Here is a 21052-nt window from a genome sequence, read left to right as displayed (position 1 = left end):
GCTCCCCTCTCCCGCTTGCGGGAGAGGGGTGGGGGTGGGCGCTGGCTCGAAGTGAGGGCGGTATGCCTGCGCCCCGCCCTCACCCCCGGCCCCTCTCCCGCGCGCGGGAGAGGGGAGGAACAGCGAGGAGAGGGAAAGCGTTACAGGATCTCGATCCCCACTGCGGTAGCTTCACCACCACCGATACACAAGCTCGCCACCCCGCGCTTGCCACCCGTCTTGCGCAGCGCGCCGATCAGCGTGGTCATGATGCGCGCGCCCGAAGCGCCGATCGGGTGGCCCAGCGCGCAGGCGCCGCCGTGGATATTGACCTTGTCGCGCGGGATCTTGAGGTCGTGCATGGCAGCCATCGGCACCACGGCAAAGGCCTCGTTGATCTCGAACAGGTCGACGCTGTCAGTGGTCCAGTCCAGCTTGCGGTACAGCTTGGAAATCGCTTCCACCGGCGCGGTGGTGAACCAGCCCGGCGCCTGCGCGTGGGTGGTATGGCCCAGCATGCGGGCGATCGGTTGCAGGCCCAGCTTCTTCGCGGTGGCGGCGCGCATCATCACCAGCGCCGAGGCACCGTCGTTGATGGACGACGACGAGGCCGCGGTGATGGTGCCGTCCTTGGCAAACGCGGGCTTCAGCGAGGGGATCTTGTCCAGCTTGATGCGGCGCGGACCTTCGTCGGTGTCGATCACGGTGTCGCCGCCCTTGCCCGACACGGTCACCGGCGCGATCTCCCAGCGGAAGTCGCCGTTCTCGGTAGCCTGCTGCGCGCGGCGCACGCTTTCCATGGCAAAGGTGTCCTGCTGCTCGCGCGTGAAGCCATACTTGGCGGCGCAGTCCTCGCCGAAGGTGCCCATGGCGCGGCCCTTGTCGTAGGCGTCTTCCAGGCCGTCCAGCATCATGTGGTCGTAGATCATGCCGTGGCCGATGCGGTAGCCGCCGCGGCCCTTCGGAATCAGGTACGGGGCATTGGTCATGCTCTCCATGCCGCCGGCGACGGCGACCTCGAACGAGCCGGCGATGAGGCCGTCATAGACGGTCATCGCCGCGCGCATGCCCGAGCCGCACATCTTGTTGACGGTGGTGCAGCCCACGCCCAGCGGCAGGCCTGCGCCCAGCGCCGCCTGGCGCGCCGGCGCCTGGCCCTGGCCGGCGGGCAGCACGCAGCCGAACACCACTTCTTCCACCTGCTCGGGCTTGAGGCCGGCGCGCTCGACGGCGGCGCGGATGGCCACGGCGCCCAGTTGCGGCGCGGTGACGCTGGCGAATTCGCCCTGGAACGCAGCCATCGGCGTGCGGGCGGCTGAAACGATGACGATCTCTTCCATGTCGGGTCTCCTGGATCGGTGTGTGATGAAGCGGTATTCGTTGCGGCAGCAGTCAGCGGATCGATGCCTGCGGCGGGTCGCCGTACTGGCGGTAGGCCGCGGCCAGTTGCTCGTGCAGTTCGTCGTTGTTGCTGGCGGCCATGCCCAGGTCGCGCAGCAGGCCGTCGGACACGCCGTAGACCCAGCCATGCACGGTCACGGCCTGGCCGCGCGACCAGGCGTCCTGGATCACCGTGGTCTGGCAGACGTTGTTGACCTGCTCGATCACGTTGAGCTCGCACAGCCGGGTATGGGCGTCGTCCTCGCGCAGCAGCGTGCCGAGGTAGGCCTCGTGCTTGTCGGCGACGTCGCGCACATGGCGCAGCCAGTTGTCGGCCAGGCCGATGCGCTCGCGCTTGAGCGCGACCTTGACGCCACCGCAGCCATAGTGGCCGACCACGGTGATGTGGCGCACCTTCAGCACTTCCACCGCGAACTGGATCACCGACAGCGCGTTCAGGTCACTGTGCGCGATCACGTTGGCGATATTGCGGTGGACGAACACTTCGCCCGGAGCGAGTCCCAGGATCTGGTTGGCCGGCACGCGCGAATCGGAGCAGCCGATCCACAGGTATTCCGGCGCCTGCTGGTTGGCCAGCCGGGTGAAGAAGGTCGGGTCCTCCGCATTGACGCGGTCGACCCACTCGCGGTTGTTGCGGAACAGCTGGGCGATGGCTTCAGTCATGCGACCCTCCTTGCAGGACCGGCGTCAGCTGCGGCGCCAGGCGCGCCGCCGGCGTTGCCGTAACGGTGGATGAATCGCTCTGTACTCTGATAGGCAAAGAAGTCATGAACATGTCCGGCCAGGAGCCGGTCCTTGTGGCCCTGCCACATGGCAGGGTCGAAAAAATCCGCATGATGGCGCAGGAACGCCGCGCGCACGCGCGGATCGCCCAGGAGGAAGGTGCGGAAGGTCTCTGGGAAAATATCGTGCGGACGCACCGTGTACCAGACTTCGCCCGACATCTCCTCTTCCTCGTTGCGCGGCTGCGGAACTTGGCGGATATTGCAGTCGGTCAGGTACTCGATCTCGTCGTAGTCGTAGAACACCACGCGCCCGTGGCGCGTGACACCGAAGTTCTTGTACAGCATGTCGCCGGGGAAGATGTTCGCGGCCATCAGCTCCTTGATGGCGTTGCCATATTCGAGCACGCCGTGCTCGACCTGCTCGTCTGTGCCCTCCTGCAGGTAGATGTTCAGCGGCGTCATGCGGCGCTCGATATAGACGTGGCGCACCACGATCTCTTCGCCGCCGTCCTTGCCGCGCTGGTATTCGATCATCGACGGCGCGTGCTGCTCGAACTCGCGCACCAGCGCATCGTCGAAGCGCGACCGCGGGAAGGCCACGTCGGAGTACTCCAGCGTATCCGCCATGCGGCCGACGCGGTCGTGCTGCTTGACCAGCTGGTACTTGGACTTGACCAGCTCGCGCGTGGTGTCCTTGGGTGCCGGAAAAAAGTCCTTGATGACCTTGAACACGTACGGGTACGACGGCAGCGTGAACACCAGCATCACCAGCCCGCGGATGCCGGGCGCGACGATGAACTTGTCCGACGAATGCTGCAGGTGGTGCAGGAAGTCGCGGTAGAACAGGTTCTTTCCCTGCTTCTGCAGACCCAGCGAGGTATAGATCTCCGCGCGCGGCTTGCGCGGCATGATGTCGCGCAGGAAGGTCACGTAGGCCGACGGGATCTCCATGTCGACCATGAAGTAGGCGTGCGTGAACGAGAACAGGATCAGCAGCTGTTCCTTCTTCAGCAGCACCGTGTCCAGCACCAGCTTGCCCGAGGGGCCGTGCACGATCGGGATCGCCAGCGGGAAGGTGTGGTCGCCGTTCAGGATGCGGCCGATGATGAAGGCCGACTTGTTGCGGAAGAACAGCGACGACAGCGTATGGATCTGGAAATTCGGCGCGATGCGCAGGTCGCCGAAATGCTCGCTGACCGCGCGCACCACGTAGCCGATATCGCGCTGAAGGTCTTCGAACGGGCGCTCGAGCTGGAAGTTGTGCACGATGCGCTCGAAGCACGCCGCCATGCCGGCGCGGCTGCCCGGGTAATACGCACGGAAGGTCGGGCGCGTGGGCGATTCCTCGTTCTCGATATATTCGGTCGAGATCGCCGGGCGCACGAAGATAAAACCGTTGTTGAAGTACGAGCGGTGCAGGATGCGCGTGCAGACCGAGTTGAAGAAGGTCTCGGCCAGTTCGGGCTGGTGATGGTTGGTCAGCAGGCCGATGTAGTGCAGTTTGATCTGCTGCCAGATCTCGTCCTCGATATTCTCGGCGTCGTACTCGTCTTCGAGGATGACGCTCGATTCGCGCACGCGCTCGTTGTAGAACGCGATGCGGTCGCGCTGGATCTGCTGCAGCCCGTGCCAGTCGCCGGCCTCGAACTTGATCTTGGCCTGGTGGCTGACCTCGCGGAACAAACGGTAGTGCTTGTCGAACCCGTCGAGCATCGTTCTCGCCACATCGTAGGCAATCTGCGAGGAGAGCAGTTTGGGGAAGTGGGACATGGGTCGACGGGGGGCGGCTGGCGCAGCGGTCTTGCGACGGGTAGTGAGATTGTAAATGGGTTCGGGCGGGGGCTCCGGGTGATTTCGGCGCCCCCTCACCTTTTACATGGTCTCGGCGAACAGTTCGCGGCCGATCAGCATGCGGCGGATCTCCGAGGTGCCGGCACCGATCTCGTACAGCTTGGCGTCGCGCCACAGCCGGCCGGCGGGGTATTCGTTGATATAGCCGTTGCCGCCCAGGATCTGCACGGTCTCGCCCGCCATCCAGGTGGCCTTCTCGGCCGTGTACAGGATCACCGCGGCGCAGTCCTTGCGCACCTGGCGCACGTGGTCGCTGCCCAGCCCGTCGAGGTTCTTGCCGACCGTGTACAGGTAGCTGCGCGCCGCCTGCAGCGTGGTGTACATGTCGGCCACCTTGCCCTGGATCAGCTGGAACTCGCCGATGCTCTGGCCGAACTGCTTGCGGTCGTGGATATACGGCGTGACCACGTCCATGCACGCCTGCATGATGCCGACCGGGCCGCCCGACAGCACCGCGCGCTCGTAGTCCAGCCCGCTCATCAGCACCTTGGCGCCGCCGTTCTCGGCGCCGAGGATGTTCTCGACCGGCACTTCCACGTCCTGGAACACCAGCTCGCCGGTGTGCGAGCCGCGCATGCCCAGCTTGTCCAGCTTCTGCGCCACCGAGAAGCCCTTCATGCCCTTCTCGACGATAAACGCGGTCATGCCGCGCGCGCCCAGGTCGGGCTCGGTCTTGGCGTAAACCACCAGCACGTCGCAGTCCGGGCCGTTGGTGATCCACATCTTGGTGCCGTTGAGCACGTAGCGGTCGCCCTTGAGCTCCGCGCGCAGCTTCATGCTGACCACGTCTGAGCCGGCGTTGGGTTCGCTCATCGCCAGCGCGCCGATCCACTCGCCCGACACCAGCTTGGGCAGGTATTTGGCCTTCTGCGCCGGCGTGCCGTTGCGGTGGATCTGGTTCACGCACAGGTTGGAATGCGCGCCGTACGACAGGCCCACCGAGGCCGAGGCGCGGCTGATTTCTTCCATCGCGATCATGTGCGCCAGGTAGCCCATGTTGGCGCCGCCGTATTCCTCGGCCACCGTGATGCCGAGCACGCCCAGGTCGCCCATCTTCTTCCAGGCGTCCATCGGAAACTGGTCGGTGCGGTCGATCTCGGCGGCGCGCGGGGCCAGTTCGGCCTGGGCCCAGGCGCGCACGGAGCTGCGCAGCATCTCGATGTCTTCGCCCAGATCGAATTTCAGGCCTGGCAGTTCGGTCATGATGATCTCCTGTTGGATTCGGGTGTCGTGTTTTTGTCGCCGGGTAGGCGGTTCAGACGTGGTCCAAGGTGCGGACCACACAAAGCGTCATCAGCATGGTGGCCACCTGCTTGCGGCTGCCGGCCTGCTCGACGTAGACCTCGCCCTGCGCCACGATCAGCGTGCGCCCGGGCTTGAGGACGCGGCCCACCGCCACCAGGCGTTCGCCCTGGGCCGGGGACAGCAGGTTGATCTTGTATTCGGCGGTCAGGCCCGCCTCGCCCTCGCCCACCATCGACAGCGCGGCGTAGCCGCAGGCGCTGTCGGCCAGCGCGCCCACCGCGCCGCCGTGGAAGAAGCCGTGCTGCTGGGTCACGCCGTCGGACCACGGCATCGCGATCTCGACCTCGCCGCGCTCCACCCGCTGCAGCGTGGCGCCGAAGGCGGTCATCAGCCCCTGGCGCGAGAAACTGGTGGCGATCGCGTCGGCGCGCGCGGCGGACAGAGCTTCGTCGGGTTCAGCGGGGGCGGCACAGGCGTTGGAGGACGGCATGGCGGGTTTCCGGTGTGAAGGCCAATCAAGGCGTTGGGTCGCGGCGCGCCGCCGCAGTGGCGGGCTGTCCGGGTATTCTATTTACGTTTACGTAAACGTCAATCCCGTCCGGCACGGATGCCAGGCAAAGTGCTGCATCAGGCCGATCGGGTACGGGCCGGCGCATCGTCGCCCTCCGGGGCCGGGGTCTTGCCGCCGGTTTGTGCGGCCAGCAGCGCCTTGCACTGGCGCTCGTGCTGGTCGATCTCGGCCAACTGTGCCTGCAGGTCTTCCAACTGGCGCTCGAGCGTGCGGCGGTGGTCGGCCAGCGAGTCCAGGAAGCGCTCAAGTTGCGGGGCGGTGTCGCGTGGCGACTCGTAAAGATCAAGGATCTCACGGATCTCATTGAGAGTGAGCCCTAACCGCTTGCCGCGTAGCGTCAGCTTCAGTCGGGTGCGCTCACGGCCGTTGTAGATGCGCTTGCGCCCGCCCGGGCCTTCGCGCTCCGGCGACAGCAGGCCTTGGTCCTCGTAGAACCGGATGGCGCGGGGCGTGACGTCGAACTCGCGGGCGAGATCGGTGATGGTGTAGGTGGCGGAGCCGGGGGATTGCGTGACTGCCATGATGCGCCCAGGAAGTGAACGGTCGTTCGTTGCGGAATCAAGTTTTCGCTTAAGATGGAGACGAACCGCTTGAGTTGACGTTTACGTTAGCGTCAACTCCGGCGACTGGCAACTAGCGCTTACACGCCCACAGGGCATGACGCAGCAACGAGAAAGCCCGCCTGCCCCCGATCCCCGATCCTCCGGCACAAGGCTTCGACCAAGAGACTCCTCATGAACGCACTCGAACACCAGCTCCAATACCCGTTCGGCGACACCATGCCCGAGCCCGGCACCAAACAACAGGTCGCCCCCGGCGTCTACTGGCTGCGCATGCCGCTGCCGTTCGCGCTCGACCATATCAACCTGTGGCTGGTGCGCGACCGCCTGGACGGCGGCCGCGAGGGCTGGACTATCATCGATTGCGGCATCACCAACGATGTCATCAAGGGCCACTGGGAAACCATCTTCGCCAATGAGCTGGAAGGCCTGCCGGTGGTGCGCGTGCTGGTGACGCACAGCCACCCCGACCACGTCGGCCTGGCGCACTGGCTGTGCAAGCGTTTCGGCGTGCGGCTGTGGATGAGCCTGGGCGACTACATGAGCGCGCGCGTGATGGGCAGCGGCACCGGCGCCGGCTCCAGCGCGGGCGGCGAAGCGGCCGCCGCGCACTTCGCGCTGCATGGCCTGACCGATCCCGACAGCCAGGAAAAGCTGCGCGCGCGCAAGACCTACTACCCGTCGCTGGTGCCCGACCTGCCGGCGCAGTACCGCCGGATGATGGAGGGCGAGACGGTGCGCATCGGCACCGATGCGGCCACCTCCGGCTGGCGCGTGATCACCGGCTTCGGCCATTCGCCCGAGCACGTGGCGCTGTATAACGAAGCCACCAATGTGCTGATCTCCGGCGACATGGTGCTGCCGCGCATCTCGACCAACGTCAGCGTGTTCGACATGGAGCCCGAAGGCAATTCGCTGCAGCTCTACCTGGATTCGCTCGGCAAGTACGAGCCGCTGCCGCAGGACGTGCTGATCCTGCCCTCGCACGGCCGCCCCTTCCGCAACCTGCATACCCGGATCAACCAGCTGCGCGAGCACCATGTCGACCGTCTCGCCGAGACGCTGCAAGCCTGCCGCGAGAAGGCCTGCAGCGCCCACGACATCGTCAGCGTGATCTTCAAGCGCCAGTTCGATATCCACCAGATGACCTTCGCGATGGGCGAGTCGCTGGCGCACCTGCACTGCCTGTGGCACCGCGGTGAACTGGTACGTGAGACGGGCGATGACGGCGTGATCCGCTTCCGCGCCGCCTGATTCGCTTAGTTGGCGGCCGCCAGCGCCGCCAGGTAGCGCACGCCAGCGACGGCGCGGCTGCCGTACCACGACAGCATCTCGCCATCGACCAGCAGCACCGGCTTGCCGAGCTGGCGCTCGAGCGCATCGGCGTGGTCCTCGGTAAAGCGGTAGGGCTCGGTCGACAGCAGCACGAGGTCGAGCTCGCGCACCAGCGCATCGCTCCAGCGGAAGGTGGGATAGCGTTCGCCGGGCGTGTTGGGGCGGCTGCAATCGCCGTCGACGCACGCCTGCGGCGTGCCGTCGGCGGGCTCCGGCCAGGTCTGCCAGTTGGCCAGCGCCAGCATGCGGCTGATATAGGTGTCGCGCGACACTGTCATCCACGGGTCCTGCCAGATCGCGTACAGCACGCGGCGCTGCGGCCACGCGCGTGCGCGGATGGCGTCCAGCTCGGCTTGCAGCGCGGCGCACAGCGCTTCGGCCTCGGTGTGGCGGCCGAAGATGCCGCCCAGCAGCCGGTACAGCCCGAGGTTGTCTTCCGGCGCGCACGGATGGGTGACGATCACGTTGGGCACGAAGGTACGGATCTCATCCACGGTTTCGCGCCGGTTCTCGTCGATATTGACCACCACGTGCGTGGGCGCCAGCTCGCGCAGGCGCACCACTTTCACGTCCTTGGTACCGCCCACCTTGGGCACCGCGCGCACGGCCGGCTCCGGGTGGATGCAGAAGCCGGTGCGCGCCACCATCTGCCCGCCCAGCCCGAGCGCGAACAGCAGCTCGGTCACTGACGGCACCAGCGAGGCGATGCGCACCTCGCCGCTGGCGGCGGCCTGCTGCTGGCCAATGGCGTCGCGCCACATGGTTAGGGCTCCTGGCTTTCTGCGCGCCGCGGCTTGCGCGGCGCGCCCGCGGCCAGCGCGTCATACAGCCAGCGCGGCATCACATGCAGCAGCGCCGCCACCACGCCCATCGGCCACGGAATCACACGGAAGCGCCGTCCGGCGGCAATTACGCGGACCGCTTTGCGCGCGAACACGTCGGCATCGGTCAGGAACGGCATGCGGTAAGGGTTGTGCGCGGTCATCGGCGTACGGATATAGCCCGGCGCGATCGTGACCACTCGGATGCCGTGCTCGCGCTGCTCCAGGCGCAGGCTCTCCAGCAACTTGATCACCGCCGACTTGGAAGCGCTGTAGGCGCCCGCACCCGGCAGCCCACGCACACCGGCGACGCTGGCGATGCCCACCAGCGTGCCGCGCCGCCCGAAGTGCCCGGGCTCGCGCGCCTGCATCGCATGCATGAAGGGCTGGAAGGTGGTCAGCAGGCCGAACCAGTTGGTGTCCATCACCTGGCGAAAGGCGTCGAGATCCTCGCGCTCGCTGGCGACCGTGCCGACCGAGACGCCGGCATTGGCGATCACCACGTCAGGGCAGCCGAAATGGCCGAGGAAGTCTTCCGCCGCGCGCGCCATGGCGTCGGCATCGCGCACATCGGCGCCGTAGACGCGCACCGCGCCCGGGTTGGGCAGCGTGGCGACGAACTCGCGCAACGCGTCCTCGCGGCGCGCCACCAGGCCAAGGATGGCGCCTTGCGACGCGTATTCGCGCGCGAGGGCCTGGCCTAGTCCGCTGGAGGCGCCAGTGAGGAAGACTTTGAGGGGACGCATGGGAGGCGAGAGAATGTCCAAAATAAAAAAGGCTGGTACATCGTACCAGCCGGCTAGCTATCCGCGCCCCATCCGCAGATCTTTGAAAGTCCCGCTTGGGTGCTCCCTCTCCCGCTTGCGGGAGAGGGTTGGGGTGAGGGCGGCCGTTTCGACGAAGTCCCAGGCAGCGGTATGCCAGTGCCTGCCCTCACCCCCTGCCCCTCTCCCGCAAGCGGGAGAGGGGAGCAAACTCTCGGCATGCGAAGGTTCCGTCAGCAGATTACAGCTTCTTGCCCCGCACCTGCTCCACCAGGTAATCCATGGTCTGGACCGCGCTGGTCTTGTTGCCGGCGATCGACGGCGAGGTCACGTACTTGCCCTGCACCACCACGGTCGGCACGCCGTCGATCTTGTAGGTGTCGGCGATCTTGTTGGCGCGCTGCGAGTTGGTGGTCACCGTGAACGAGTTGTACGCGTCCAGGAAGGCCTTGCGGTCCACGCCGTTCTTGGCCATGAAGTCGGCGATCTCGTTGGGATCGAGCATGCGCTTGCGGTCCACGTGGATGGCGTTGAAGACCTTTAGGTGCATCGCGTCGAGCTTGCCGATGGCTTCCAGCGCATAGAAGATCTTGGTGTGCGGCATCAGGTCGTCGCGGAAAGCGACCGGCACGCGCTTGAACACCACGTTGTTGCCCTGCTTCTTGACCCAGGCCTCCAGGTCGGGTTCGAAGTCAAAGCAGTGCGGGCAGCCGTACCAGAAGAACTCGGTGACCTCGATCTTGCCCGGCGTGACCGGCTGGGCCGTCTTCAGGATCTGGTATTCCTTGCCCTCGGCGGGCGCCGCCTGGGACGGGGCGGACATCAGCAGGCCGCCCACGGCGGCGAACATGGCGAACAGTGCGGCGAGTTTCTTCATTTGGTGCGGCCTTGCGGTTTGGACGATGAGCGTATGACAGCGGCGGCGGCGTCCGGTTCAGCGGGACGCCGGCCGCGGCGGTGACAAGGTGTTGCGGTGGTTACCGGGTATTAATCAGCTACCAGGCGCTGCGGCAATCCGCCGCAGCCATCCCGGATAACGCCTGACCCTGCGGTCCGGCTTACTGCTTGGTGTAGCGAATCACGGACGCCTCGAAGCCCGACGACTGCAGCCGCTCGCGCGCCTTGTTCATCTCCTCGATGCGATTGAAGGGCCCCATGCGCACGCGGTACATCTTGACGCCATTGACGTCGCGCTCGGTGATCTTGGCTTCGAAGCCCTGCATCGCCAGGTTGGCTTTCTGGCGGTCGGCGTCGTCCGACGAGCGGAACGCGCCCACCTGCAGCAGGTAGCCGACCTTGTTGGCGTCGGCCTGGGCGATCTCGGCGATCGGGTCAGCCACCGGCTTCTCGGCCGGCTTGTTGGCGAGGGGCTTGTCAGCCGGTTTTTCCGCCGGCTTCTCGATGGGCTTTTCCAGCGGCTTCTCGGCCGGGCGGGCCACCGCCACCGGTGGTTGCTGGCCGTTCTGGCCATGCTGTCCGCTCTGCTTCGGTTCCGGCTCGGGCGCCTGGCCCACCGGCTTGGCCGGGGTCTTGCTCCACAGCGGCTTGTTGGGGTCGCTCGGGCCCTCGTCGGCACGCTGGGCCGGCGGCGGGAGCTGGCTGGCGACATTGCCGGGCTCGCTCGGCCGCGGGGCGTTCTTCTGCTGGAACGGCGTCGGCGACTTGGTGATGTACAGGGCGACCACCACGGCGATGGCCAGCCCGACGATCAGCCCGAGCACCAGGCCCAGGAACGTACCGCCGCGCTGCTGGCTGCGGCGGACCTTGCGCGCGTCGCGCTTGCGTTGCTGTTGCATGAAGTCCTCTTTGGTGATGCCGGGATTATAGAGCCAGTGCCGCCACGGGCAGCACCGGCTGTTTTCCCGGGGCTGCGCACTCGGCGCGGCCCCACTTGCGCGCCCGGCGTGGCGCCGCGCGCTTCCTTACATGCGGCGCGGCGCCGAGACGCCGATCACCGCCAGGCCGTTGCGCAGCACCTGGCGCGTGGCGGCCAGCAGCGCCAGCCGGGCGCGCTTGACGGCCTCGTCGTCCACCAGCACGCGGTCGGCGTTGTAGAAGGCGTGGAAGTCGCCAGCCAGGTCGCGCAGGTAGAAGGCGACCGCGTGCGGCGCCAGTTCGGTGGCGGCGTCCGACAGCATGTCCGGGAACTCGGCCAGGCGGCGACCCAGCGCCAGCGCCTGGGCGCTGACCTCGGGGCCGGTCACGGCCGACAGGTCGGCGCCGGCCAGCTCGGCCAGGCGGCTTTCCCAGTCCGCGCCGCCCCACGACTCGAAGATCGAGCAGATGCGGGCATGCGCGTACTGCACGTAGTACACCGGGTTCTCGTCGTTCTGCTTGAGCGCCAGGTCGACGTCGAACACGAACTCGGTATCGGCCTTGCGCGACAGCAGGAAGAAGCGCACCGCGTCGCGCCCGCGCGTGAAGTGCCCGGGCCAGTCGGCCACGCCCGCATCCAGGCAGCCGCGGATGGTCTCGTCGCCGCCGTTGGACCATTCGATCAGGTCGCGCACGGTGACGTAGGAGCCGGCGCGCTTGGAGATCTTGACCTCCTCGCCGTTCTTCATCACCGTGACCATCTTGTGCAGCACGTAGTCGGGGTAGCCCTGCGGGATGCCCATGTCCAGGCCCTGCAGGCCGGCGCGCACGCGCGCGATGGTGCCGTGGTGGTCGCTGCCCTGCACGTTGATGACCTTGGTGAAGCCGCGCTCCCACTTGGTGGTGTGGTAGGCCACGTCCGGCACGAAGTACGTATAGGTGCCGTCGCTCTTCTTCATCACGCGGTCCTTGTCGTCGCCGTCGTCGGTGGTGCGCAGCCACAGCGCGCCCTCGCTCTCGTAGGTCCTGCCCTTGGCGACCAGCGACTGCACCGCGGCTTCGACGCGGCCGTCGCTGTACAGCGACGACTCCAGGTAGTAGCGGTCGAACTTGACGCCGAAGGCCTGCAGGTCGATGTCCTGCTCGTTGCGCAGGTAGGTGACGGCGAACTTGCGGATCGAGTCGATGTCCTCGACGTTGCCCGAGGCGGTCACCGGCTCGCCATCGGAGGCGCTGACGGTCTTGCCGGCCAGGAAGTCGGCGGCGATGTCGGCGATGTAGTCGCCGTTGTAGGCGGCCTCGGGCCAGTCGGCGTCGCCCGGTTTCAGGCCGCGCGCGCGCGCCTGCACCGACAGCGCCAGGGTCTGGATCTGCACGCCGGCGTCGTTGTAGTAGAACTCGCGGTGCACGTGGAAGCCCTGCCACGACAGCAGGTTGGCCAGCGCATCGCCCAGCGCCGCCTGGCGGCCGTGGCCGACGTGCAGCGGGCCGGTCGGGTTGGCCGAGACGAACTCCACCAGCACCTGGCCGTGCACGCCGCGCTCGCGCGCGCCGTAATGGTCGCCCTCGGTCAGCACCGCGCGCAGCACGTCGGCCTTGGCCGCGGGCGTCATGCGCAGGTTGATAAAGCCGGGACCGGCGATTTCCATGGCCTCGACCAGGCCCTGCGCGCGCGCGTCGGCCTGCACGGCCGCGACGATGCGCTGCGCCAGCTCGCGCGGGTTGCTCTTGAGCGCACGCGCGACCTGCATGGCGACGTTGCAGGCAAGGTCGCCATGGGCGGCCACCTTGGGCCGCTCGAAGGTGACGGCGGGCAGGGTGGCATCGGCCGGGGCGAGCGCACGCACGGCATCGGTGAACGCAGCGGCGAGATTGGAGGTCTGAACAGGCAGCATGGATGTCGGAAGCCCTGTGGGCTAGGTATTCAGGCACCGCCTTGGGCGGCGCCGTCGCCCGGAAGGCGGCAAGTGACGGCAAAGGAACAGTGAACGCCGCGCCGCGCCGCGTGACAGGCATTGGATTCGGGAACGCCGAATTTTATCAGGTGCTATGCTGACATCATGCGCGAGGATGGCCCCGGGCCACAATCCGGGCCACATTCGGGGCCACTATCGGCGCGGCATCCCGCCCCCGGGACCGCCGCGCGCCGCACTTCCGTGAAAGGAAAACACATCATGCTGATCACCTTCAAATCCCACGCCGCGCAGGACCTGATCATGATGAAGGATCTGGCGATGACGCTGCTGGGCATCATCGGCAAGCGTCTCGGGGAACGAGGGGTGATCACCGTTGAAGAGCTTCCAACCGCGATCCACAAGCTGGAAGCCGCGGTCGCCGATGCCCGCAAGCCCCATCCCGCCGACTCGGCCGTCGAAACGGCCACCAGCAGGGACGAAGAAGAGGAAGAACCGCTGCACCTGGGCCAGCGCGCCTACCCGTTCCTGGACATGCTGCGTGCCTCGCAGCGTGAGGGGACCAACGTGATGTGGGGCGTGTGACGGGAAAAGACGCCCGCTTGCGCCCGGCACGGATTGCCGCGCGGACAAAAAAACGCCCGGCACCGCAGTAGGGTTGCCGGGCTTCCGGACGAGGGTTCCGGAAAGGGGGGAATTCCTGCCGGGAGCCGTCGGCTCCCGGTCATGCGTCTTATCGCTGGCCGGGCCTATTCCTCATCGCCATGGTGGCGGCCGTTGGCCAGCAGCAAACCGATTAGCGCCCCCACGGCAGCAGCGAGCGCCACCGCCTTCAGCGGGGATTCAGCCACACGCTGGCGCGAGTGCTCCACGGCACCGTCCATGCGTTCGCGCGCGCGCATCACACCGTCGGTAGTCTGGGCGCGCAGGCGCTGGGCCATTTCCGAGGCCCGTTCGCGCAGCCGCTGCCCCGCACGCAGGCTCTCGGCCGAGCCTTCTTGCGCCAGCACTTGAATGGTGTGCTCCAGCTGGGCGATCAGGGCCTTGACCTCGCCCGACACCGGCGCAGCCGCTTCACGCGTGTCGCGCGCGGCGTGCTTGAGATGGCTGATGGCGCTGTCGGCACTGTCGGACAGGTGATTCAGTTCCTTTCGGACTTTGGGGTTCTGCGTCAGCATACGGGCTCCTCAGGTGTCGGTCGGCGGGGAGGAACCGGCTCGCGGCCGGTACTTAGCGTCCTCTGCGGACCAGGCCCATCACGGCGGCAACGAGCGCCACGACCAGGAAGATGAAGAACAGGATCTTGGCGATTTCCACGGCACCGGCAGCAATACCGCCGAAGCCGAAGATCGCGGCGATCAGGGCAATGACGAAAAATACGAGTGCATACTGCAGCATGGCTAGGCTCCGGAAGATGTCGGACCACGCCAGCGCACTGGCCGGGCCCATGTGAGGGCTTGCGCCAAGCGGTGCAAGCTCATAGCCTCATCGTAGGAAGCCAGCCGGCGCGCCAATACCGACAGGGAGCCTATTCCGCTGTCAGCCGAGTCCTACAACCACACCTATAGCCCCGACAGCGCCGTGGCCGCGCCCTCCGCGCGGCCACGGCGCCCCGGTTGACCCATGGCAATCGATGTGATTCCATGAGCGCTCCTGGCGCTGCGCGGGCAGGCGGCGCGCCTCCACTACAGGAATTGCCCCATGTTCAAGCAGTCCTTCCTCCCCCACACGCTGCTGCTCGCGGGCGGCATCGTGCTGACGCTGGCAGTGCTGGTGGCGTCCGAGACCGGCAATATCCGCTTGCGCGAAAGCTATACCGACGTGATCCGTTCGCAGCGCGTACAGACCGAGCTGGCCGCGCTCAACGGCGAGCTGGTCAACGCCGAGGCGGGCCAGCGCGGCTTCCTGCTGACCGGCAAGGAAAGCTACCTGGAGCCGTACTACAAGGCCCTGCCCCGCATTGCCGAGCTGATGGCGCAGGTCCGCGACGACTATGCCAACGACCCGGAGGCGCTGAAGCTCTTCGGCGACACCTCCAAGCTGATCAACAGCAAGCTCAACGAGATGGCGCTGACGCTGGTGTACGGCAAGCGCGACCTGGAAGTGGCGCTGGAGCTAATCCGCACCGACTACGGCAAGGAGACCATGGACAACGCGCGCCGCGGGCTGGACCAGCTGCAGGCGCGCGAGGCGGGCTCGGTCTCGCACCGGCTCGAAGGCGCCGAGACCGATGTGCAGCTGTCGCGCTACGGCATCGGCCTGCTCACGGCGATTAACATCATCCTGCTGATGGCCGTGGGCGTGGGCCACGCCAAGCGGCTGTCGATGGCCGAGGCGGCGCGCACCCAGCTGGAAGAGGAAAGCGCGAAGCTGGACCGCAAGGTGCGCGCGCGCACGCGCCAGCTGTCGGCACTGGCGGGCCACCTGCAGCGCGTGACCGAAGACGAGAAGACGCGCCTGGCGCGCGAGTTGCACGACGAGCTGGGCGCGATCCTGACCGCGATCAAGCTGGACCTGCACTGGGTGCGCCGGCAGATACAGCAGGACCACGCGGTGGCCGCCGAGCGGCTCACGCGCGTGATGCTGCACGTGGACCAGGGCATCCAGATCAAGCGCCGCCTGATCGAAGACCTGCGCCCAACCGTGCTGCTCAACCTGGGCCTGCGCGCCGCGGTGTGCCAACTGGTGGAGGAAGTGGGCGCGCGCAACAACTGGGAAACCGAGGTCAGCGTACCCGAGGACCTGCCACCGCTGCGCGACGAGGCTGCCATCGCGCTGTACCGGATCGTGCAGGAATCGCTGACCAATGCCAGCAAGTACTCCGAGGCGAAGCGCATCGACGTCTGCCTGGAATGCCACGAGGACCGGCTGACGCTGACCGTGCGCGACGATGGCAAGGGCATGCCGCCCGACTTCGACGCGGGCAGCACCTCAGGCCACCACGGGCTGCTGGGCATGGAGCAGCGCGTCACCGCGCTGGGCGGCAGCATGCAGATCGATTCCGCGGCGCACGCGGGCGTACGCATCCATGTCGAGGTGCCGCTGACGGCGTCGGTGCTGCAGCCGGCGGAGGAGCCGGAAAACCAGGAGCCGGCGCGCGCCTGAGGGGCGCGGAGGAATCAAGGGAGACGCGCGCGGCCTGCGTGGCCGGGCGCACAGACTTGCATGGCGCCGCCTGGTATCAGGGCGCGGGCGCCGCGTGCTCCTCGATCACGCGGAACACCTGCTCCAGTTCGAGCGACTTGTCGAAGAAGTAGTCCGCCCCAGCCTCGGCGCACTGGCGCCGATACATGTCGACCTGGGCATGGTTGGTGTAGACGATGCGCACCGTGCCGGAGCCGTTGCGCTGCATCGCGCGCAGCACATTGATGCCGTTGCCCTGGCGCAGCTGCAGGTCGACGATGGCGACATCGTACTTGCCGGCCGCGAGCAGGCGCAGGGCCATCGCCTCGGTATCGGCCCAGTCCACGTTCTCGATAAACGGGAAGTCTTTCAGGTATTCGAGCAGCATGCCTCGCAGGACAGCCGAGTCTTCAATCAGCAGTATGCTCAGCGCCCGGTAGGAAGTGTTCGAAGCCTGCTCCGACATATTCAGGTTTGCTCGCCCGGTCCGGCACAGCCCAGCCGCGGGCTGCTACTCGACCAGGCCATTTTTGATGGCGTAGTAAGTCAGGTCCGCGTTGGTCTTCATGCCCATTTTCTCGAGGATGCGGGAACGATAGGTACTGACGGTCTTGACGCTGAGAAACAGTTCGTCGGCGATCACCGACACGGACTGCCCGCGCGAAAGCTTGCAGAAGATCTGGAACTCGCGCTCGGACAGCATCTGGTGCACCGGCTGCTCGGTGGGCTTGTCGAGCCCGCCGATCAGCAGGTCGGCCACGGTTGCGCTCACGTAACGCCGGCCCTGGGCCACCGTGCGGATGGCCTTGACCAGGTCGTCCGGGGCGCTTTCCTTGGTCAGGTAGCCGGAGGCGCCGGCACGGATCAGGTTGATCGCGTACTGGTCTTCCGGGTAGGTGGACAGGATCAGGACCGGCAGGTCGGGCTTGCGCTGGCGGATCAGCTTGAGCACGTCGATGCCGTTGCGGTCAGGCATCGAGATGTCGAGAACCAGGACATCGAACTCGGCGTCGCGCAGCTTTGCCATGACCTGGTCGCCGCTTCCGGCTTCGCCTGTCACCTGGATGTCGGGCTCTTCGGAAATGAACTGGCGCAGCCCGGCACGCACAATCTCGTGATCGTCAGCGATCAGGACGCGGATCATGTGGGGCTCCACGGATAGAACGGACCGGCACACTGCCCGGTGCACGTCGGGGTGCAGGCGGAACCGCTTGCGTTGCTGTCATTGTAGTGCCGGGCGCCGGCGCGGGCTGTCAGTGTCAGGCTGACACGACGCGCGGCCACACGCGTGCGCAGCACATGGGGCCGGCCTATGCGGCATGCACGCCGCGCAGGGTGCGGACTTGCCGGATCGCCGCGCACAAATGGACGCACAAACGCAAAGCGGGACGGATGCGATCCGTCCCGCTTTGCTGCGGCGCGTCAGGGGTTGGGAGAATCCCGGGAGGGTCCTGGCGCCAGTGACTGCAGGGGGCTAGTACTGCAGGGAATTACTGCGCCTTGGCGCCTGCTTCGGCACCGGCACCCACGCCCACGCTGGCGTCAGCCTTCGACTTCTTGGTCGACTTGGCGGCGTGCTTGCCGGACTTGGCCTTGCTGCCGGCCTCTGCCTTGGCCGCACCCGTGGTGTCGGCCGCGGCGCCGGTGGTCTTGTCTACCGCCGCGCCGGCGGTGGACAGGCCCTTGTCCGCTGCCGTACCCGCTGCCGACAGGCCCTTGTCAGTTGCCGCACCGGCGGTCGACAGGCCCTTCTCGGCCGCGCTGCCCGCGGTGGACAGGCCCGACTGCGCGGCGCCAGTTGCCGGCGCTGCGTTCACCGAAGCGCCCGCATCGGCCTTCGTACCCACGGAGACGCCGGTGCCTTGTGCCATGGCGAGCGAGGAAGCAGCGGCGAGCGACAGAGCGGACAGGGAGATCAGCAGTTTCTTCATGGAAGGACTCCTTTCAGGATGCCCCGCGACGAAACATTCGCCGCGGTGTTCACGCCGTGGTGTTTGCGTGAATCGAGCCCTCAGTCTAGGGACCGGGGCTGCGCCGGTCTGTGAGGAGTTGAAAGGCTGTGTAAGGAGTTGTGTTGCGCCGCAAACAACGTCGACATTCGGCGGATGCGGCCTGCCACGCAGGTTTTCCCTGCTGCATCAAGGCCCCGGGCAGCAGTGCGGTGCCGATATCGGCACCGCACTACCGTCGCACCCGGTTACAGGTTGGGCGCGAGCGCGCGCTCCAGCGTCGCGCGGTCTTCATGGCGGCGCGCCGCCATGTCGTCGAGCTGGTCCTGTCCGATCTTGCCGATGGTGAAGTAGGTCGAGTCGGGATGCGCCAGGTAGAAGCCGCTGACCGAAGCGGCCGGCGTCATCGCCAGCGACTCGGTGATGCCCATGCCGATCTCGGCCGCATCGAGGAATTCGAACATCGGGCCCTTGACGGTGTGCTCCGGGCAGGCCGGATAGCCGGGCGCGGGGCGGATGCCGCGGTACGACTCGGCGATCAGCTGCTCGTTGCTGAGTTGTTCGCCCGCGTCATAGCCCCACAGGTCCTTGCGCACGCGCTCGTGCAGGCATTCGGCGAAGGCCTCGGCGAGGCGGTCGGCCAGCGCCTTGAGCATGATCGCGCTGTAGTCGTCGAGGTCGGCTTCGAACTGCGCTTCCTTCTTGTCCACGCCCAGGCCCGCGGTGACCGCAAACATGCCGACGTAGTCGGCGATGCCGCTGTCCTTCGGTGCCACGAAGTCCGCCAGGCAGCGGTTCGGGCGGCGCACGCCGTCGACCACCGGGCGCTCGCTCTGCTGGCGCAGGTTGTGCCAGGTCAGCGCGACCTTGCTGCGGGTCTCGTCGGTGTAGATCTCGATATCGTCGTCGTTGACCGTGTTGGCCGGCAGCAGCGCGATCACGCCGTTGGCGGTCAGCCAGCGGCCCTGGATCAGGCGCGACAGCATCGCCTTGCCGTCCGAGAACACGCGGCGCGCGGATTCGCCGACGATCTCGTCGTTGAGGATGTCGGGGAATTTGCCGGCCAAGTCCCAGGTCTGGAAGAACGGGCCCCAGTCGATGTAGTTAGCCAGCTCGGCCAGATCGTAGTTGCGGAACACGCGCCGGCCGATGAACTTGGGCTTGTGCGGCACGTAGCCGCTCCAGTCCAGCGGCGTCTTGTTGGCGCGCGCCTGCGCCAGCGTCACCATCGGCGTGGCTTTCTTGTTGGCGTGCTGGGTGCGGATGCGGTCGTAGTCGGACTTCAGTTCGTCCAGGTACTTCGCCGCGCCGTCATCCGACAGCAGGCTCGACGCCACGCTTACCGAACGCGAAGCGTCCGGCACGTACACCACCGGGCCTTCGTAGTTCGGCGCGATCTTGACCGCGGTATGCACGCGCGAGGTGGTGGCGCCGCCGATCAGCAGCGGGATCTTCTTCACGCGGAAGTAGTCGTCGCGCTGCATTTCCGAGGCGACGTAGGCCATTTCTTCGAGCGACGGCGTGATCAGGCCCGACAGGCCGACGATGTCCGCGCCCTCGACCTTGGCCTTGGCCAGGATCTCGTTGCACGGGACCATCACGCCCATGTTGACCACTTCGAAGTTATTGCACTGGAGCACCACCGACACGATGTTCTTGCCGATATCGTGCACGTCGCCCTTCACGGTGGCGATCACGATCTTGCCGCGCGCCTTGACGTCGCCGCCGGCCTCGGCCAGCAGGCGCTTCTCTTCTTCGATGTAGGGCAACAGGTGCGCCACCGCCTGCTTCATCACGCGCGCGCTCTTGACCACCTGCGGCAGGAACATCTTGCCGGCGCCGAACAGGTCGCCGACGATGTTCATGCCATCCATCAACGGGCCTTCGATCACCTCGATCGGGCGGCCGCCGCGCGCCTCGACCTGCTGGCGAACTTCCTCGGTGTCTTCGACGATGAAGGTGGTGATGCCATGCACCAGCGCGTGCGCCAGGCGCTCGCCCACCGGCACCGGCTGCTCGGGCGTGCCGCGCCAGGCCAGGTTTTCTTCCCTCTTCGCGCCGCCGCCCTTGTAACGGTCGGCGATTTCCAGCAGACGATCGGTGGAATCTTCGCGGCGGTTGAGGACCACGTCTTCCACGCGCTCGCGCAGCTCGGGATCGAGCTGGTCATACACGCCGAGCTGGCCGGCGTTGACGATGCCCATGTCCATGCCCGCGCCGATGGCGTGGTAGAGGAACACGGTGTGGATCGCCTCGCGCACCGTGTCGTTGCCGCGGAACGAGAACGACACGTTGGACACGCCGCCGCTGACCTTGGCGTACGGCAGGTTCTGCTTGATCCAGTGCGTGGCTTCGATGAAGTCGACCGCGTAGTTGTTGTGTTCCTCGATGCCGGTCGCGACCGCGAAGATATTCGGGTCGAAGATGATGTCTTCCGGCGGGAAGCCGACTTCATTGACCAGGATGTCGTAGCTGCGCTTGCAGATCTCGGTCTTGCGCTTGAAGGTATCGGCCTGGCCCTTCTCGTCGAACGCCATCACCACCGAAGCGGCGCCGTAACGGCGGATCAGCTCGGCGTGGTGGCGGAACTGCTCCTCGCCTTCCTTCAGCGAGATCGAGTTCACCACCGGCTTGCCCTGCACGCATTTCAGGCCGGCCTCGATCACCTCCCACTTGGACGAGTCGATCATGATCGGCACGCGCGCGATGTCCGGCTCGGAAGCGATCAGGTTCAGGAATCGAACCATGGCCGCCTTCGAGTCCAGCATGGCCTCGTCCATGTTGATATCGATGATCTGCGCGCCGTTCTCGACCTGCTGGCGGGCCACCGCCAGCGCCTCGTCGAACTGGCCGTTCAGGATCATGCGCGCGAAGGCCTTGGAGCCGGTCACGTTGGTGCGTTCGCCGACGTTGACGAACAGCGTGTCGTCGTCGATCGTGAAGGGCTCGAGGCCGGCAAGGCGCATCGGACGCGGGGGCAGTTTGTTGTCGCTCATGTTT

General features: G+C 66.7%; 20 protein-coding genes. 3 read left to right on the top strand and 17 right to left on the bottom strand.

Going from position 1 to position 21052, the window contains the following annotated elements; all coding sequences use genetic code 11:
* Positions 1–140: 140 nt before the first annotated feature.
* The 6 genes from K307_RS26340 to K307_RS26315 all read right to left on the bottom strand — a co-directional run bounded on the left by K307_RS26340 (position 141) and on the right by K307_RS26315 (position 6293).
* A complete protein-coding gene (locus K307_RS26340; RefSeq protein ID WP_042883800.1) occupies positions 141–1319 on the bottom strand; it encodes an acetyl-CoA C-acetyltransferase in 1179 nt (392 codons plus the stop codon).
* Between the two features lie 52 nt (positions 1320–1371).
* Positions 1372–2043 (bottom strand): carbonate dehydratase, encoded by a 672-nt coding sequence (gene can / locus K307_RS26335; protein WP_042883799.1) that lies wholly within the window; start codon positions 2041–2043, stop codon positions 1372–1374.
* Complete coding sequence (gene aceK / locus K307_RS26330) at positions 2040–3875, bottom strand: bifunctional isocitrate dehydrogenase kinase/phosphatase (RefSeq protein ID WP_042883798.1); 1836 nt, start codon at positions 3873–3875, stop codon at positions 2040–2042. The genes can and aceK overlap by 4 nt, the downstream gene beginning before the upstream one ends.
* A 102-nt stretch (positions 3876–3977) precedes the next feature.
* Complete coding sequence (locus tag K307_RS26325) at positions 3978–5159, bottom strand: isovaleryl-CoA dehydrogenase (RefSeq protein ID WP_042883797.1); 1182 nt, start codon at positions 5157–5159, stop codon at positions 3978–3980.
* 52 nt (positions 5160–5211) lie between these two features.
* Positions 5212–5691 carry a PaaI family thioesterase gene (locus tag K307_RS26320; protein WP_042883796.1) on the bottom strand — a complete coding sequence of 160 codons (480 nt, stop codon included), beginning with the start codon at positions 5689–5691 and terminating at the stop codon, positions 5212–5214.
* 137 nt (positions 5692–5828) lie between these two features.
* Entirely contained in the window at positions 5829–6293 is a 465-nt protein-coding gene (locus K307_RS26315) for a MerR family transcriptional regulator (RefSeq protein ID WP_042883795.1), read from the bottom strand.
* A gap of 213 nt (positions 6294–6506) precedes the next feature.
* On the opposite strand from K307_RS26315, the gene K307_RS26310 reads away from it, so the two are divergent.
* Positions 6507–7586: an MBL fold metallo-hydrolase gene (locus tag K307_RS26310; protein WP_042883794.1), complete on the top strand. Its 1080-nt coding sequence runs from the start codon at positions 6507–6509 to the stop codon at positions 7584–7586.
* A gap of 5 nt (positions 7587–7591) precedes the next feature.
* Here the strand turns inward: K307_RS26310 and K307_RS26305 are convergent, their stop codons facing one another.
* The 5 genes from K307_RS26305 to argS all read right to left on the bottom strand — a co-directional run bounded on the left by K307_RS26305 (position 7592) and on the right by argS (position 12962).
* On the bottom strand, positions 7592–8428 hold the full coding sequence (locus K307_RS26305; protein WP_042883793.1) for a helical backbone metal receptor: 837 nt from the start codon (positions 8426–8428) through the stop codon (positions 7592–7594).
* Between the two features lie 2 nt (positions 8429–8430).
* Positions 8431–9234, bottom strand: coding sequence for an SDR family oxidoreductase (locus K307_RS26300; RefSeq protein WP_022533223.1), 804 nt, complete (start codon positions 9232–9234; stop codon positions 8431–8433).
* 259 nt (positions 9235–9493) lie between these two features.
* The gene (locus tag K307_RS26295) at positions 9494–10129 is read right to left on the bottom strand and encodes a thiol:disulfide interchange protein DsbA/DsbL (protein ID WP_042883792.1); all 636 of its coding nucleotides are present in this window, start codon (positions 10127–10129) and stop codon (positions 9494–9496) included.
* Positions 10130–10310: 181 nt separating this feature from the next.
* A complete protein-coding gene (locus K307_RS26290; protein ID WP_042883791.1) occupies positions 10311–11048 on the bottom strand; it encodes an SPOR domain-containing protein in 738 nt (245 codons plus the stop codon).
* Positions 11049–11174: 126 nt separating this feature from the next.
* Positions 11175–12962, bottom strand: a complete 1788-nt coding sequence (gene argS / locus K307_RS26285) for an arginine--tRNA ligase (protein ID WP_042883790.1) — start codon at positions 12960–12962, stop codon at positions 11175–11177.
* 279 nt (positions 12963–13241) lie between these two features.
* Here argS and K307_RS26280 point away from each other — a divergent pair, with 279 nt between their 5' ends.
* The gene (locus K307_RS26280; protein WP_042883789.1) at positions 13242–13565 is read left to right on the top strand and encodes a DUF1840 domain-containing protein; all 324 of its coding nucleotides are present in this window, start codon (positions 13242–13244) and stop codon (positions 13563–13565) included.
* A gap of 164 nt (positions 13566–13729) precedes the next feature.
* Here K307_RS26280 and K307_RS26275 read toward each other — a convergent pair whose 3' ends face one another.
* Both K307_RS26275 and K307_RS26270 read right to left on the bottom strand, forming a co-directional pair.
* Positions 13730–14158 (bottom strand): DUF883 family protein, encoded by a 429-nt coding sequence (locus K307_RS26275; RefSeq protein ID WP_042883788.1) that lies wholly within the window; start codon positions 14156–14158, stop codon positions 13730–13732.
* A gap of 52 nt (positions 14159–14210) precedes the next feature.
* The gene (locus K307_RS26270; protein WP_010812883.1) at positions 14211–14378 is read right to left on the bottom strand and encodes a DUF1328 domain-containing protein; all 168 of its coding nucleotides are present in this window, start codon (positions 14376–14378) and stop codon (positions 14211–14213) included.
* Positions 14379–14681: 303 nt separating this feature from the next.
* Here K307_RS26270 and K307_RS26265 point away from each other — a divergent pair, with 303 nt between their 5' ends.
* Complete coding sequence (locus K307_RS26265; RefSeq protein WP_042883787.1) at positions 14682–16085, top strand: CHASE3 domain-containing protein; 1404 nt, start codon at positions 14682–14684, stop codon at positions 16083–16085.
* Between the two features lie 76 nt (positions 16086–16161).
* Here the strand turns inward: K307_RS26265 and K307_RS26260 are convergent, their stop codons facing one another.
* The 4 genes from K307_RS26260 to metH all read right to left on the bottom strand — a co-directional run bounded on the left by K307_RS26260 (position 16162) and on the right by metH (position 21048).
* Positions 16162–16569 (bottom strand): response regulator, encoded by a 408-nt coding sequence (locus K307_RS26260; protein ID WP_042883786.1) that lies wholly within the window; start codon positions 16567–16569, stop codon positions 16162–16164.
* Positions 16570–16614: 45 nt separating this feature from the next.
* The gene (locus K307_RS26255; protein WP_022533215.1) at positions 16615–17247 is read right to left on the bottom strand and encodes a response regulator transcription factor; all 633 of its coding nucleotides are present in this window, start codon (positions 17245–17247) and stop codon (positions 16615–16617) included.
* Between the two features lie 346 nt (positions 17248–17593).
* A complete protein-coding gene (locus K307_RS26250; RefSeq protein WP_042883785.1) occupies positions 17594–18034 on the bottom strand; it encodes a hypothetical protein in 441 nt (146 codons plus the stop codon).
* A 266-nt stretch (positions 18035–18300) separates the two neighbouring features.
* Positions 18301–21048 (bottom strand): methionine synthase, encoded by a 2748-nt coding sequence (gene metH / locus K307_RS26245; RefSeq protein WP_042883784.1) that lies wholly within the window; start codon positions 21046–21048, stop codon positions 18301–18303.
* Between the last annotated feature and the right edge of the window lie 4 nt (positions 21049–21052).

Source organism: Cupriavidus necator A5-1, assembly GCF_000744095.1.
GTDB classification, from domain to species: domain Bacteria; phylum Pseudomonadota; class Gammaproteobacteria; order Burkholderiales; family Burkholderiaceae; genus Cupriavidus; species Cupriavidus necator_A.
Note: the sequence above shows the minus strand (reverse complement) of the source record. Positions and strands in the feature narration are given on the sequence as shown.

What these genes read in the sequence shown, in the direction of transcription:
- K307_RS26340 (WP_042883800.1), bottom strand. Translation starts at nt 1,319, where the DNA reads ATGGAAGAGATCGTCATCGTTTCAGCCGCCCGCACGCCGATGGCTGCG.
- can (WP_042883799.1), bottom strand. Translation starts at nt 2,043, where the DNA reads ATGACTGAAGCCATCGCCCAGCTGTTCCGCAACAACCGCGAGTGGGTC.
- aceK (WP_042883798.1), bottom strand. Translation starts at nt 3,875, where the DNA reads ATGTCCCACTTCCCCAAACTGCTCTCCTCGCAGATTGCCTACGATGTG.
- K307_RS26325 (WP_042883797.1), bottom strand. Translation starts at nt 5,159, where the DNA reads ATGACCGAACTGCCAGGCCTGAAATTCGATCTGGGCGAAGACATCGAG.
- K307_RS26320 (WP_042883796.1), bottom strand. Translation starts at nt 5,691, where the DNA reads ATGCCGTCCTCCAACGCCTGTGCCGCCCCCGCTGAACCCGACGAAGCT.
- K307_RS26315 (WP_042883795.1), bottom strand. Translation starts at nt 6,293, where the DNA reads ATGGCAGTCACGCAATCCCCCGGCTCCGCCACCTACACCATCACCGAT.
- K307_RS26310 (WP_042883794.1), top strand. Translation starts at nt 6,507, where the DNA reads ATGAACGCACTCGAACACCAGCTCCAATACCCGTTCGGCGACACCATG.
- K307_RS26305 (WP_042883793.1), bottom strand. Translation starts at nt 8,428, where the DNA reads ATGTGGCGCGACGCCATTGGCCAGCAGCAGGCCGCCGCCAGCGGCGAG.
- K307_RS26300 (WP_022533223.1), bottom strand. Translation starts at nt 9,234, where the DNA reads ATGCGTCCCCTCAAAGTCTTCCTCACTGGCGCCTCCAGCGGACTAGGC.
- K307_RS26295 (WP_042883792.1), bottom strand. Translation starts at nt 10,129, where the DNA reads ATGAAGAAACTCGCCGCACTGTTCGCCATGTTCGCCGCCGTGGGCGGC.
- K307_RS26290 (WP_042883791.1), bottom strand. Translation starts at nt 11,048, where the DNA reads ATGCAACAGCAACGCAAGCGCGACGCGCGCAAGGTCCGCCGCAGCCAG.
- argS (WP_042883790.1), bottom strand. Translation starts at nt 12,962, where the DNA reads ATGCTGCCTGTTCAGACCTCCAATCTCGCCGCTGCGTTCACCGATGCC.
- K307_RS26280 (WP_042883789.1), top strand. Translation starts at nt 13,242, where the DNA reads ATGCTGATCACCTTCAAATCCCACGCCGCGCAGGACCTGATCATGATG.
- K307_RS26275 (WP_042883788.1), bottom strand. Translation starts at nt 14,158, where the DNA reads ATGCTGACGCAGAACCCCAAAGTCCGAAAGGAACTGAATCACCTGTCC.
- K307_RS26270 (WP_010812883.1), bottom strand. Translation starts at nt 14,378, where the DNA reads ATGCTGCAGTATGCACTCGTATTTTTCGTCATTGCCCTGATCGCCGCG.
- K307_RS26265 (WP_042883787.1), top strand. Translation starts at nt 14,682, where the DNA reads ATGTTCAAGCAGTCCTTCCTCCCCCACACGCTGCTGCTCGCGGGCGGC.
- K307_RS26260 (WP_042883786.1), bottom strand. Translation starts at nt 16,569, where the DNA reads ATGTCGGAGCAGGCTTCGAACACTTCCTACCGGGCGCTGAGCATACTG.
- K307_RS26255 (WP_022533215.1), bottom strand. Translation starts at nt 17,247, where the DNA reads ATGATCCGCGTCCTGATCGCTGACGATCACGAGATTGTGCGTGCCGGG.
- K307_RS26250 (WP_042883785.1), bottom strand. Translation starts at nt 18,034, where the DNA reads ATGAAGAAACTGCTGATCTCCCTGTCCGCTCTGTCGCTCGCCGCTGCT.
- metH (WP_042883784.1), bottom strand. Translation starts at nt 21,048, where the DNA reads ATGAGCGACAACAAACTGCCCCCGCGTCCGATGCGCCTTGCCGGCCTC.